General features: G+C 46.5%; 12 protein-coding genes. 8 read left to right on the forward strand and 4 right to left on the reverse strand.

The genetic code is table 11. The features are described 5' to 3' along the window. The first annotated feature begins 4 nt into the window (after nucleotides 1-4). Genes surA through OS145_RS01800 form a run of 6 tightly spaced genes read left to right on the forward strand, consistent with a single transcriptional unit; the run spans nucleotide 5 to nucleotide 6,314 of the window. Entirely contained in the window at nucleotides 5-1,303 is a 1,299-nt protein-coding gene (gene surA / locus OS145_RS01775; RefSeq protein WP_006954274.1) for a peptidylprolyl isomerase SurA, read from the forward strand. A gap of 1 nt (nucleotide 1,304) precedes the next feature. After that, on the forward strand, nucleotides 1,305-2,291 hold the full coding sequence (gene pdxA / locus OS145_RS01780; RefSeq protein ID WP_006954276.1) for a 4-hydroxythreonine-4-phosphate dehydrogenase PdxA: 987 nt from the start codon (nucleotides 1,305-1,307) through the stop codon (nucleotides 2,289-2,291). Continuing rightward, entirely contained in the window at nucleotides 2,288-3,097 is an 810-nt protein-coding gene (gene rsmA, locus OS145_RS01785) for a 16S rRNA (adenine(1518)-N(6)/adenine(1519)-N(6))-dimethyltransferase RsmA (protein ID WP_006954278.1), read from the forward strand. The genes pdxA and rsmA overlap by 4 nt, the downstream gene beginning before the upstream one ends. Next, nucleotides 3,094-3,471, forward strand: a complete 378-nt coding sequence (gene apaG / locus OS145_RS01790; RefSeq protein ID WP_006954280.1) for a Co2+/Mg2+ efflux facilitator ApaG/CorD — start codon at nucleotides 3,094-3,096, stop codon at nucleotides 3,469-3,471. The genes rsmA and apaG overlap by 4 nt, the downstream gene beginning before the upstream one ends. 4 nt (nucleotides 3,472-3,475) lie before the next feature. After that, complete coding sequence (locus OS145_RS01795) at nucleotides 3,476-4,288, forward strand: symmetrical bis(5'-nucleosyl)-tetraphosphatase (RefSeq protein ID WP_040487580.1); 813 nt, start codon at nucleotides 3,476-3,478, stop codon at nucleotides 4,286-4,288. 25 nt (nucleotides 4,289-4,313) lie between these two features. Continuing rightward, nucleotides 4,314-6,314 carry a methyl-accepting chemotaxis protein gene (locus tag OS145_RS01800; RefSeq protein ID WP_006954284.1) on the forward strand — a complete coding sequence of 667 codons (2,001 nt, stop codon included), beginning with the start codon at nucleotides 4,314-4,316 and terminating at the stop codon, nucleotides 6,312-6,314. 63 nt (nucleotides 6,315-6,377) lie between these two features. On the opposite strand, the gene tyrS is transcribed toward OS145_RS01800, so the two are convergent. Beyond that, entirely contained in the window at nucleotides 6,378-7,580 is a 1,203-nt protein-coding gene (gene tyrS, locus OS145_RS01805; RefSeq protein ID WP_006954286.1) for a tyrosine--tRNA ligase, read from the reverse strand. Between the two features lie 163 nt (nucleotides 7,581-7,743). Here tyrS and OS145_RS01810 point away from each other — a divergent pair, with 163 nt between their 5' ends. Together OS145_RS01810 and OS145_RS01815 are read left to right on the forward strand one after the other, a co-directional pair. Next, nucleotides 7,744-9,060: a peptidoglycan DD-metalloendopeptidase family protein gene (locus OS145_RS01810; RefSeq protein WP_006954288.1), complete on the forward strand. Its 1,317-nt coding sequence runs from the start codon at nucleotides 7,744-7,746 to the stop codon at nucleotides 9,058-9,060. Beyond that, a complete protein-coding gene (locus OS145_RS01815) occupies nucleotides 9,060-10,169 on the forward strand; it encodes an anhydro-N-acetylmuramic acid kinase (protein ID WP_006954289.1) in 1,110 nt (369 codons plus the stop codon). Before OS145_RS01810 ends, OS145_RS01815 begins: the two co-directional genes overlap by 1 nt. A gap of 2 nt (nucleotides 10,170-10,171) precedes the next feature. Here the strand turns inward: OS145_RS01815 and pepQ are convergent, their stop codons facing one another. The 3 genes from pepQ to OS145_RS01830 all read right to left on the reverse strand — a co-directional run bounded on the left by pepQ (nucleotide 10,172) and on the right by OS145_RS01830 (nucleotide 12,712). Continuing rightward, nucleotides 10,172-11,488, reverse strand: coding sequence for a Xaa-Pro dipeptidase (gene pepQ / locus OS145_RS01820; RefSeq protein WP_006954291.1), 1,317 nt, complete (start codon nucleotides 11,486-11,488; stop codon nucleotides 10,172-10,174). A 68-nt stretch (nucleotides 11,489-11,556) separates the two neighbouring features. Beyond that, nucleotides 11,557-11,901, reverse strand: a complete 345-nt coding sequence (gene erpA / locus OS145_RS01825) for an iron-sulfur cluster insertion protein ErpA (protein ID WP_006954293.1) — start codon at nucleotides 11,899-11,901, stop codon at nucleotides 11,557-11,559. A 58-nt stretch (nucleotides 11,902-11,959) separates the two neighbouring features. Further along, nucleotides 11,960-12,712, reverse strand: coding sequence for a DUF6776 family protein (locus OS145_RS01830; protein ID WP_006954295.1), 753 nt, complete (start codon nucleotides 12,710-12,712; stop codon nucleotides 11,960-11,962). Nucleotides 12,713-12,772 lie beyond the last annotated feature (60 nt).

Raw genomic sequence — 12,772 nt, forward strand, 5'->3', positions numbered from 1 at the left:
AATAATGAAACAGTTAGTTAAATTCAGCACATCAGTCAGTATCGCGTTGATGATGTGCATAACCGCAACGGTGGCGCATGCACAACAAGTGCTGGACCGCGTGGCAGTTATTGTCGACGATGGCGTTATTTTAGAAAGCCAAATTGAGCAGCTTATAAAACAAGTAAAACAATCCGAAAACTTCTCATCGGCTAATGCACCATCAGACAAGGTGCTACGCACGCAAGCGACCGAACGCTTGATCCAGCAGGAGCTTCAGCTGCAGATGGCGGAACGCATGGGTATTGAGGTATCGGAAGCTCAGCTTGACCAAGCCATCTCGAGGATAGCGCAGGATCGCGGCATGAGTGTCGACGAGCTGCGCGAGAATACAATTAACTCTGGGCAAAGCTGGCCGGCATTTCGCGAGCAGATTAAAACTGAGATAATCACGAGCCAAGTTGAGCGAGCCGCTGTTCAGAGACGTGTTTCTGTCACGCCACAAGAAGTAGAGAATTTAGTCAACTTGATTGAGCAAAATGACGCTTCACCTACAGAGTACCGTTTACGCCAAATTTTGATTGGTGTTGACTCTGACGCACCGAATGAAAAGCAGGAAGCGGCCAAACGTCGCGCGCAAGCCGTCATCGATCGCCTCGAGGAAGGTGAAGACTTTTCGCAACTTGCTATTCGTTCATCGTCAGGCTCAAATGCGCTAGACGGCGGTGATCTTGGCTGGATGACTGAGAATTCCATGCCGACATTGTTCGCAGAGGTCGTAAAAGGTAAATCAAAAGGTGAAATTATTGGCCCTATCCGCAGCGGCGTGGGCTTTCATATTTTACAAGTCGCAGATAAGCGAGGCGAGCAAGTCGTCGAAGTACAGGAAGTCAAAGCGCGACATATTCTTATTAAGCCATCAGTGATTTTATCGGATAACAAAGCCAAAGAAATGCTTGCTCAGTTTCGTGAGCAAATCTTAAGTGGTGAAAAAACATTTGCCGAATTGGCGAAAGAGCACTCCGCTGATCCAGGGTCCGCATCACGCGGAGGGGACTTAGGTTGGTCACGTCCAGATCGGTATGCCGAAGAATTCAAACAACGCGTCAGTACGTTGGAAAAAGGTGTGATCAGCGAACCTTTCCGCACCCAATTTGGCTGGCATATTGTAGAGGTGACTGACCGCCGCACGCTCGATGCCACGCAGGAAAGTAAACGCGACAAGGCATACCAAATGCTATTCTCGCGCAAGTATCGAGAAGAAGTGGACACGTGGCGACAAGAAATGCGCGATCGTGCTTATGTTCGCGTCGTAGCCAAGTAAAATGCGACCATTACTCGCTTTTACCCCCGGCGAGCCCGCCGGGGTAGGTCCCGATTTAGCCGTTATGATGGCACAACAGCATTGGCAAGCAGATATTGTTGCCATTGCGGATGCAGGCTTACTCAAACAACGAGCCACGGAACTCAACCTGCCACTTGAACTCATTCCCTATGAAGGTGCCCGCCCTCAGTCGCCAATGCAACCAGGTCAGTTGCTTATAAAACACGTTCCCCTTGCTGAAACCGCAATTGCTGGAGCGCTGAACGTCGCTAACGGTCAATACGTTGTGGAGACCCTATCCATTGCCTCGGATGGTAATTTAAGCGGAGAGTTTGACGCTATCGTTACCGGGCCTGTACACAAAGGTATTATTAACGAAGCAGGTGTCGCTTTTTCTGGTCATACCGAGTTTTTTGCGAATAAAGCAGACTGTTCTGATGTTGTAATGATGCTGGCAACAGAAGGGTTACGCGTTGCGTTAGTAACCACTCACATTCCGCTTGCTTACGTATCAAAAGCGATTACACCTGAACGTCTAGAGAAGATTATCACAATCTTGGACGCGGATTTGCGACAAAAATTTGGAGAGGAGCAACCCAACATATTAGTGTGCGGATTGAATCCGCATGCCGGCGAGGGAGGTCATCTCGGGCATGAGGAAGAAACAATTATTGCGCCCGTAATAAGGTCATTACAAACTAGGGGAATGACGGTGTCTGGCCCTTACCCTGCTGATACAGTCTTTCAGCCCAAGTACTTGGAGTCGGCGTCAGCTGTCGTTGCGATGTACCACGATCAAGGTCTACCTGTGTTAAAATATAAAGGCTTTGGCAAAGCGGTGAATATTACACTCGGATTACCTTATATTCGAACATCAGTCGACCATGGTACGGCATTGGATATGGCAGGCAGTCCAGCGATTAACTCAGGTAGCTGTCAACTCGCCATAAAGACAGCAATTGATATGGTAAATAACTCAAAATTATGAGCAAAACTCACTTAGGTCACCGAGCGCGAAAGCGATTTGGTCAAAACTTTCTAAATGATGAACACATTATCGAATCAATTGTCGATGCGATTCATCCACAGCCAGGTGAAAATTTAGTTGAGATAGGACCAGGCCTAGCTGCATTAACCGAGCCAGTGGCAGAAAGGTGCCAGCAACTTCGCGTTGTAGAGTTAGACAGAGATCTCGCCGACCGTTTAGAGACCCATCCGTTTTTGAGTCAGCATTTGGACGTCATTCGTGGCGATGCCATGAAAATCGACTTTAAAGCGTTCGCCTCTCCTGAGCAAAAACTACGCGTGTTTGGTAATTTACCTTATAATATTTCGACACCTCTAATTTTTCATTTGTTAAAGTTCAGCGATTATGTCGAGGATATGCACTTCATGTTACAAAAAGAAGTGGTTGATCGATTAACAGCTGAGCCTGGCAGTAAAACATATGGTCGTATCACCGTGAGTGTGCAACAACGCTGCGAGGTTCAAAAAGTATTGGATGTGCCACCTGAAGCATTTACTCCACCGCCTAAAGTTGAATCAGCTGTTGTGCGTTTGCGACCCTACGTGAAGAGCCCAACGCCTGTAAAGGATGTTCAACAATTGCAGTCGTTATGTTTGACAGCTTTTAATCAAAGACGTAAAACAATTAAAAACAACCTTAAAAAGCTCATTGATGATACGCAATTAGAGGCACTAGGCATTAACCCGAGTGCTCGCCCAGAAACACTCACAGTTGCTGACTATTGTAGAATATCGGATTGGCTGACGGATAATCAGAAGTCCTTATGACGGTAAAAACACAAGTCCATATCGAAGTTTCTACGCAATATATTGCGGCTCAATCTAACCCTAATCAGGGTCAATATGTGTTTTCGTATACCATAAAGATTAGTAATAACGCTGCCCAAGACGTGACACTTAAAAGTCGCGAGTGGCGTATTACTGATGCTGAAGGAAAAATCACCCGCGTCGCTGGCGAAGGGGTCATTGGCCAGCAGCCAACGATTGCGCCAGGAAAGTCATTTAGTTATACCAGCGGTACTGTTATTGCGACTCCAGTCGGCATGATGGAGGGTCATTACTTAATGTTTTCTGAGCAAGGTGAACAGTTTAAGGTGCCAATTCCCTCATTTCGTTTAGCCATTCCCAATATTATTCATTAGATCGATGGCGACATATATAGTTGGTGATATCCAAGGCTGTTATTCCGAACTTATGGAGCTACTGAATCAGGTAGGCTTTTCCCATAAATCGGACTCACTGTGGTGCGTTGGTGATATCGTTGCGCGAGGGCCTGACTCAAAAGCTTCGATAGATTTCTTCCTTAATAGCGGCTCTTCTGTAAACACGGTACTTGGCAATCATGATCTGAACTTATTAGCTATCCTGTTGGGTGCGCGCGAAGTGAATCCAAAGGACAAATTAGAGGCTGTTATTTCATCGTCTAGACGACTTGATTATATCGACTGGATCCGTCAGCAACCATTACTACATCATTTCAAGCACCACAACACGTTGTTATGCCATGCTGGCGTCTATCCGCTTTGGTCAACTCAGCAGGCGGCTGAGCATGCAAACGAAGTTGAACAGTTACTAACCAGTGATGACATGCCGCGGTTAGTAAACCATATGTTTTCTAATCAACCTAGCAATTGGCGCTCAAGTCTTAGTGGATTTGACCGATACCGATTTATAATCAATGCGTTTACGCGCATGCGTTTTTGTAGCAAAACCGGTGAGCTGGACTTTCACCGAAAAAACCATCCACGAATAGACACGGACGCTCAGTGGAAACCCTGGTTTGAATTGTCCCATAGTAATGACCGCATTGTTTTCGGACACTGGGCGGCACTCATGGGAGAAACTCAAAATACGAAATATATTGGTTTAGACACAGGTTGTGTTTGGGGTCAACACATGACGCTTTTTCATTTAGAGGAAGCGAAATACTTTACACAGCCTGCTCTGTCCCAACTGTAGTTGTAGCGATGCTGAGGACTATCTTATGAAAATGACTGTTGCAATGCGAGTTATTGGTGGCTTCGCACTGATTACTTTGCTTTTGCTTGTGATCAGTTTGAGCTCACTGTTTAACATTAACAGTATAGGCTCATCGGTTGAACGTTTAAATGATAAGGCAGTTCCTGCCCTAGAAAGCGTAGCGGGTCTTAAAGTCGACGTATTGCAGCTCGGCGCTCTGCAAAGTGAAACGTATTACGATGAGTCATTAGATCAGCTCCAAAGCCACACTCAAAGCTTCTCCAGCACAAGACAACAGTTTTCGAATTCGCTTGATCAAACCATGAACTTAATTCGAGGCGAAGGTTATTCGAAGCTCGTTGAGCGACTGGAAACCGATGCTAATAAGTATGTCGACTCGATAGACAATCTATTCGCACAGCAACGCAAATATTTAGAGCTAGAGCAAACGGCAAAAGCTCAGTTAGACGACATCGCATTTAATATTGATGACGCATCAATCATGATGCTTGATACCTCAGACATGTCAGACGTGCCTGAGGTTAAACAGCTAGCACGCTCCATAGAATCATCTTTATCGTCGTTAGTAACACTGATGTACGATTTAAGTAAAGCAGATGCAATTGATCGCGCAGAAGTAATTCAGAGCGAGATCGGGATCAATATCGATTCACTGCGCCCACGTTTAGACAGCTTGGAGTCTGCGGTAACGAGTGATAACGAAAAATTGGTCAATGACGGACTTACTCTTATTCGCGGTGCTCTGAGCAATTTGCAAGGCGCGGGGTCTTACCCAGATAACATTGTCGCGCGTTTGAAAACACGTGATGTCGAACAACAAACGTTAGCTCAATCGAAACAAGAATTGGATGGGTTGATTGAGTTAGCAAATGAACTACAAGCTGCTGTGCGTAGCATCGCTGACGAAACACGCACTAATGTTGAGTCATCCATCTCGACCTCAAGCTGGATAAATAGCATTTTAACTATTGTATCTATTGCGCTTGCCGTCGTGATATCGTGGGTAACCGTCCGAAGCATCAGCAACCCGCTCGGCAAAGTAAACCACATGCTCAATATTATGGCCGAGGGAAATCTCACTGAGCGTGTTGCATATGATTCGCAAGATGAGTTTGGTACGCTCGCTGAGAATACCAATAAGCTAACCGACAACCTGCGTAAACTGATCGAAGGTATTGCGAATCGAGCAACACAGTTGGCAACGGCAGCGGAAGAGTCCTCAAGCGTCTCGGATCAAACCACACACGCGATTGAAGAACAACGCAGTCAAATCGAGCAAGTTGCAACAGCAACTCAAGAAATGAATAGCACGGCGAGTGAAATGGCAAGTGGCGCCGACCAAGCGTTAGCTGAAATCCAACATTCCGACCAAGAAGCTAAACGAGTACGCGGTATTTCAGAACAGAACCGCGCTACAATTGAACAGCTTGCAAAAGAAATAGAAGGTGCCTCTTCGGTCATCAATCAGCTTTCTGAAAACAGTAAAAATATCGGCGGTATTTTGGATGTGATCCGCGGTATTGCCGACCAAACCAACCTATTGGCGCTCAACGCGGCTATTGAAGCAGCGCGTGCGGGTGAGCAAGGACGCGGATTTGCAGTCGTTGCCGACGAGGTGCGCACGTTGGCGAGTCGAACTCAAGAGTCGACTGAAGAAATTCAAAGTATGATCGAATCTCTGCAAACCGACTCTCAACGTGCTGTCGAAGTGATGGAGCGCGGTCGGGCACAGGCGGAGCAAAGTGTACAGCAGACCGACGAGGCCGCTTCAGCACTCAATGCAATCACCGAGTCAGTACATCAAGCGGCGGATAGCAGCACTCACATTGCCAGTGCAGCGCAAGAGCAAAGCCGTACGGCGCATGATATCAGTGAGCGTCTGGAAGCCATCGTATCCATTGCAGAACAAACCGCGTCGGGTTCGAAACAAACAGCGCAGGCATCCAATGAAGTTGCCAAGTTGGCAGATGAATTACAAGACTCAATTAAGAGCTTCACCGTTTAAATTAGGTGATTATCCAAAAAAGGCTTGCCCAGTGGGCAAGCCTTTTTTTATCGCCATCGCGAATTAAACAAAGATAATTTTAGCAAATTTGCGCTTGCCGACTTGATATACGCCTGAATCTTCTTTTGTGCACATCAGTTTCGTGTCAGTGATTTTCTCACCATCCCGCTTGACGGCTGACTGTTTAATCATACGCATCGCATCAGATGTTGACGATACCAACCCCGCCTCCTTCAAGGCGTTGCCAATGGCGATACCGTCGTCTCCAACTTTGACTTCAACTTCTTTGATATCATCCGGTATCGCATTTTTCTGGAACCGCTGGATAAAGTCTTGTTCCGCCTTATCTGCTGCTGCTTCATCATGGAAGCGCGCAATGATTTCCTTAGCTAGAAGAACTTTGATATTACGCGGGTTTTCACCATCAGCGACTTGCTGTTTAAAGTCTTCGACTTGTTCCAACGGACGGAAGCTCAATAACTCAAAGTAACGCCACATCAGTTCATCTGATATCGACATGACCTTGCCGAACATCTCGTTAGCGGGCTCAGTAATACCAATATAGTTATTCAATGACTTCGACATTTTTTGAACGCCGTCGAGCCCTTCGAGTAAAGGCATCATGATGACCGTTTGAGGGCGCTGCCCTTCTTCTTTCTGAAGCTCGCGTCCCATCAACAAGTTAAAACGCTGGTCGGTACCCCCCATTTCAACATCGGCCTTGAGTTCGACAGAATCCCAGCCTTGCACAAGAGGATACAAAAACTCATGAATCGCGATAGACTGATTGGCCTGATAGCGCTTCTTGAAATCATCTCGCTCTAACATGCGAGCCACAGTTTGGCGCGCTGCTAGTTTAATCATGCCATCCGCGCCGAGATTATTCATCCACTCTGAATTAAAGCGAATTTCTGTTTTCGTCGGATCGAGAATTTTAAAAACTTGCTCTTTGTAAGTTTCCGCGTTTGCCAGAACATCCTCTCGCGTTAACGGTTTACGCGTAACGTTTTTGCCCGTCGGATCACCAATCATCCCGGTGAAGTCACCAATGAGGAAAACCACCTTATGGCCATAATCCTGAAATACACGCAGCTTATTAATTAAGACCGTGTGGCCTAAATGAAGATCCGGTGCGGTCGGATCAAAGCCTGCCTTGATAATCAGAGGTTTACCCTGCTCTAGCTTGTCAGCAAGTTCACTCTCGATAAGGACTTCATCGGCACCGCGTGTAATTTCTGCTATTGCTTCGGCCACCTGAGGGGTCATTGAGCCAATCTCCTACGTCGTGAATAAAGTGTAAAAGTGTTAGTTTACGCCATTTATAGCCCTGTTTTAACCTCTTTAATACTGGTATTCTTGAATTTTTCATATTATCCTCAAGAAAATCGCCTTGAGCGAAGTTTAAACAAATAACGAAGTGCGCAACCAAATGAATGTCCAAGCAGTACATAAAATCAAACAGTTTATCGTTGATTTACCTCGCTCCCATAGAGTGCTAATCAGCTCTGTGAGTGCGCTGTTATTCTTGTTGCTGTTCGTGCCAACCGAACAAGCAACCGCCTCTAAAAATAGCACAAAGCCAGAGCAGCTTTTGCCGGGTCAACGCTATCAGCTTGATCTCGTTTTTGAGCCCGAGCAACAAGTCGATAATCAACAGCCTGAACTTTTCTGGCAAACCTACGTGGTTAAAAGTGGCGATAGTTTAGCTAAGATATTTGATACGCTGGGCTTTTCCGCACAGCAACTTTATCGGGTAACGCATTCGGGTAGCGAGGCGAAAAAATTACGCAATATGCATCCCGGCGATGAGCTCCGCATTGCAACCGATAGCAACGACGAGCTCGTGCAACTGGTTCATCATATTAGCGGTTTGCAAACCTTAATTATCACACGACAGAACGAAGACTTTGTATCTGAAATCGAAACGCGCGAAGTAGAGACGCGTACGGAGTTTGCTCATGCTGTCATCGATAGCAGCTTTTGGAGCGCTGCGATGAACGCGGGAATGACCGATAACCAGATCATGAGCGTCGCAAATATTTTTGGTTGGGATATCGACTTTGCACTCGATCTGCGTAAAGGAGATGAGTTTAGCGTATTATTCGAGCGCGAGTTCGTCGACGGTGAGTTTGTTGGTTACGGCAAAATTCTAGCGGCCGAGTTTGTTAATCAGGGCGAAGTTTTTCAAGCTGTATTGAACGCGGAAAACGGTCGTTATTACACACCGGAAGGTCGTGCGATGCGCAAAACTTTCTTGCGTTCACCGGTCAACTTCACATACGTTAGCTCAAACTTTAATCCGCGTCGACTGCATCCGGTCACGGGTCGAGTACGTCCTCACAATGGGACCGACTATGTCGCGGCGGTTGGTACGCCGGTCATGTCCGCCGGTGACGGTCGCGTAATTAAGGCAAGTTATAATTCACTCAATGGTAACTATGTGTTTATTCAGCATGGTGAGCGTTACGTTACTAAGTATCTTCACTTGAGTCGTAAACATGTCAAAACGGGCGACCGCGTTTCACAGGGGCAGATTATAGGTCGAGTGGGTTCTACAGGTCGTGTGACGGGTGCTCATTTACATTATGAATTCTTAGTTAATGGCGTACACCGTAACCCACGTACCGTGGAGTTGCCAAAAGCTAAATCGCTTTCAGAGTCGGAGCTGCCAGCATTTAGAGCACATGCCCAGCAACTCGTTGCGGTACTCAACGACAACAAGCGAATCTATCTGGCAATGCGCTGATGAGCTTGTATATTGGTTTGATGTCCGGCACCAGCATGGACGCTGTTGATGCGGTGCTATGTGACATCAAACCCGATAGAGTTCAATTTATTGATGCACACGCAGTTTCCATTCCAAACGAGCTAAAGCAACGGCTCGAACACGCCTGTCGTCCTGATCTATCCGTTACCGATTATCAATACCTTGCTCGCGAATACGCAGCGTTATGTGCTGACGCTACGTTGCAACTGATCGAGAAGGCTAAAGTCGAAAAACAAGCAATTTCAGCCGTTGCCAGCCATGGTCAAACGCTTTGGCACGCTCCTCCAAAGCACAGCGGACAGGTCGGCTATAGCATTCAGCTCAATGATGCCGATTGGCTATCAGTTCAAGTAGGCCTACCGGTTATTTTTGATTTTCGTGCTCGTGATCTCGCACTTGGCGGTCAAGGTGCACCGTTGGTACCGGCTTTTCATCAGTTTATTTTTACAAACACTCATCGAACCCCTATTGCAATACTGAACCTTGGTGGTATTGCTAATATCAGCTATTTAGATACTCAAAAGGGCATCGCGCTTGGTTTTGATACGGGCCCAGCCAACACCCTGCTCGATCAGTGGATCGAGCGTCACCAAGGGAAACGGTTTGATCAGCAAGGTCGATGGGCGCAACAAGGCATATTACAGGTCAAGCTGTTAGAAGATCTACTCAATGATCCATTCTTTCAGAACCCTCCCCCTAAGAGCAGTGGTCGGGAGCATTTCAATTTAGCTTGGTTGGAGCGCTTTATAGATCAGCCATATCGCCCACAAGATGTGCAACGCACGTTACTAGAATTAACCGCTAAAAGTGCTGTGGATAGCTTTCAATGGTTACCCGAGATTCCTACTCAGCTCATTGTATGCGGTGGCGGTGCGTTTAATTCGTTTTTACTGGAGCGCATTGCTCAGTACCTGCCCGACAAGGTGACATTGGCAGACAGTGCCCAATACGGTGTCGCGCCTCAACACGTTGAGGCAATGGCATTTGCTTGGCTAGGATGGTGTTTTGACAATAACAAACCAGCCAACCTGCCCGCAGTGACGGGCGCCAGTCGGCTGGGTACTTTAGGTAAACGCGTTAACGCATAGTATTATTCAGCGCCGAGCTCTTTAAACGCATCACGCGTTAAATTTTCATTCTCGGTTTCGCCCACCACAATACTATCCTCAATACGCACGCCGCCGTATGGACGAAGTTCATCCACGCGTTGCCAATTGATATCTGAGCTACCTTCGAACTCCTCAAGCAACTGGTCAACAACGTATAAGCCTGGCTCAATCGTGAACACTTGTCCTACTTCCACATCGCGTAACAAGCGTAAGAATGGGTGGCGTTCATTACGTGGGTAACTATCACCTTTATCATTCTTTAAGAAGCCCCCTACATCGTGCACTTGTAGTCCAATGAAGTGACCTAAACCATGCGGCATAAAGGCACTGGTGATACCTTTTTCATACGCTGACGCTGCGTCAATCGTGATAAAGTCGAACTGCTCTAAGATAGCCGCAATTTTATGGTGCATCGACACGTGTAAGTCGTAATAGCTCACCCCCGGCTTGATTTCAGTCAGGAGCTCTTGTTGTGCAGCATCGACGGCGCTAATCAAATCGGCGTAAAAACCTTCTTCTTTCGCGTAAGTGCGTGTGATATCAGCGCAATAGCCCTTATATAATGAACCCGCGTCAATCAGAAACGACCGGCTCACAGCAGGTGCTTCAGTGTCGTACACATCATAGTGCAGAATCGCAGGGTGTTCATTTAACGCGACGATACTATTGTAAGGAACCTGAGACTCGCGGAAGTTCATCGCAGCTAAGTAGTCCGCATGAATTTCGAGCTCACTTTTGCCTGCATAGAAGGCTTCTTTAGCTGCGACATGCGCTTTTGCTGCAAGCTTATTGGCTTCGCGTAAGTTATTTACTTCCCATTCAGTTTTAACCGCTCGATGAAAGTGCAAGTGGTCAATTAAGCCCTGTGGGTTACGCGCTTTCACGTTCCAGCTACAGACCGGTTCGGCAAAGTCTTCGCCAATAAATGCTGAGTTCTCAAGCTCACTCCCCAGATCGGCAACCATCGCATCTAAACTATCGATGATTTTTAAATCAACGTGTTGCTGCCAATCTTCTTCTGGGATTTTCGCTTGCGAGTGCCAAAAATCGCGTGCTTGAAACAAATAAACAATTGGCTTACCGGCACCTTTTTTGTAGAACACAGCACTTTTGGGGCTTTCAAGTACAGGTACCCAATATTTAAACAGAGGGTTTACTTTATATGGTGCGGGGTTGTCATCTAGAAACGCAACGCGTGGTTGACCTGCGTAGACCAACACAGACTCAAACTGATTGTCCTCTAGCGCCTTGTCAAAACGCTGCGTAACCGTTTCTAAATGCTTTGCGTATAAACTCATAATACTCCCTCAAATCGGAATGGATAGGAGTATTCTACCTAAACGCTGAAATGAATTCAGCCTATTGGCTAAATTGAGAAGCTCGACCCGCAACCACAGGTCGTTGTCGCATTTGGATTGTTCACAAAAAAGCGCGAACCTTGAAGGCCTTCTTCGTAATCGACAACGCCACCCACTAAGTATTGTAAACTCATAGGGTCAACAACGAGCGTAACGCCATCCTTATCGATCTGCATATCACCCGCGTTTATCTGCTCTTCGAAGGTAAAGCCATATTGAAATCCCGAGCAACCGCCTCCCGTGACATACACACGAAGCTTTAGGTTTGGATTCTCTTCTTCGGAAATTAACTTTTTAACTTGGGCCGCCGCATGTTCTGAGAACTCGATCGGCATTGCTTGCTCTACTGCCATAACATCACCTTGGTGAGCGTATTCAATACGCAATTTTCGCTTATATCGGGCGTTAAGGTCAAGATTGCTGGTTACTTTCTAACTCAAGTGAGCGGTTCTTACGTATACTTTGTGTCCAGTAAAACCGACGTTCCAATTGTCCTTGTCCACCCTGAGTGAGCGTCACCCTAACATCGACGTGCTCAGGAAGTACGCCTTCTGGTAAAATAAAGTCACCTTCGAGCAAACTAAAATAGCGCATTGAAAATGCGTGAGGTCGTGGTTCAATATTCGCTAGCTCAAGTAAGTTGTAGCGTTTCACCGTTTTTTCACCGGTTCGTGCCTGCAATTCGATGGTGATATTACCTTCGACAAATTGTCGCCGCTGCTCAATCTGTAAGAGAGCGAGAGAGAAATGGAAGTGTCGCTTATTGGCATTTGGTGTTAACGCAAATGACTCAATCACCACCCCACCTTGCTCGAGCTCAGGCGCCATAATCTTCTGATAAAAAGCGACATCTCGTCGTAGCGCATAGTTGTCATTTTGCAGCTCTGTCAGCTCTGCCTGCAACTCTTCATTTGCTGAGCGCTCAATATCAAGTTCAACACTCAACACATTGGTTTGATATTCTAAACCTTCAATTTGTTGGTAAAGTTGATCGAGACGCTCGCTTTGTTGCGCTACGGTTTTTTCGTCAACGTCAGCCAAACGTCCACCTAACCAGTAAGCAAAGTAAATACTTACACACAGCAGTGATATGATGCCGAGATAGAAAGCCAGCGGACCTATACGCTGTTTGAGTTTTTTAGGCAGATTTGTAAACTTCATCATTTGTTAACGTCTGTTTATTCTCGGTATTCATGGTATGTTAGTGCGTATTAATGACCCACT

The sequence above is a fragment of the Idiomarina baltica OS145 genome (assembly GCF_000152885.1).
Taxonomy (GTDB): Bacteria; Pseudomonadota; Gammaproteobacteria; order Enterobacterales; family Alteromonadaceae; genus Idiomarina; species Idiomarina baltica.

Coding starts and splice junctions, on each gene's coding strand:
- surA (WP_006954274.1), top strand. CDS start 5: ATGAAACAGTTAGTTAAATTCAGCACATCAGTCAGTATCGCGTTGATG.
- pdxA (WP_006954276.1), top strand. CDS start 1,305: ATGCGACCATTACTCGCTTTTACCCCCGGCGAGCCCGCCGGGGTAGGT.
- rsmA (WP_006954278.1), top strand. CDS start 2,288: ATGAGCAAAACTCACTTAGGTCACCGAGCGCGAAAGCGATTTGGTCAA.
- apaG (WP_006954280.1), top strand. CDS start 3,094: ATGACGGTAAAAACACAAGTCCATATCGAAGTTTCTACGCAATATATT.
- OS145_RS01795 (WP_040487580.1), top strand. CDS start 3,476: ATGGCGACATATATAGTTGGTGATATCCAAGGCTGTTATTCCGAACTT.
- OS145_RS01800 (WP_006954284.1), top strand. CDS start 4,314: ATGAAAATGACTGTTGCAATGCGAGTTATTGGTGGCTTCGCACTGATT.
- tyrS (WP_006954286.1), bottom strand. CDS start 7,580: ATGACCCCTCAGGTGGCCGAAGCAATAGCAGAAATTACACGCGGTGCC.
- OS145_RS01810 (WP_006954288.1), top strand. CDS start 7,744: ATGAATGTCCAAGCAGTACATAAAATCAAACAGTTTATCGTTGATTTA.
- OS145_RS01815 (WP_006954289.1), top strand. CDS start 9,060: ATGAGCTTGTATATTGGTTTGATGTCCGGCACCAGCATGGACGCTGTT.
- pepQ (WP_006954291.1), bottom strand. CDS start 11,488: ATGAGTTTATACGCAAAGCATTTAGAAACGGTTACGCAGCGTTTTGAC.
- erpA (WP_006954293.1), bottom strand. CDS start 11,901: ATGGCAGTAGAGCAAGCAATGCCGATCGAGTTCTCAGAACATGCGGCG.
- OS145_RS01830 (WP_006954295.1), bottom strand. CDS start 12,712: ATGATGAAGTTTACAAATCTGCCTAAAAAACTCAAACAGCGTATAGGT.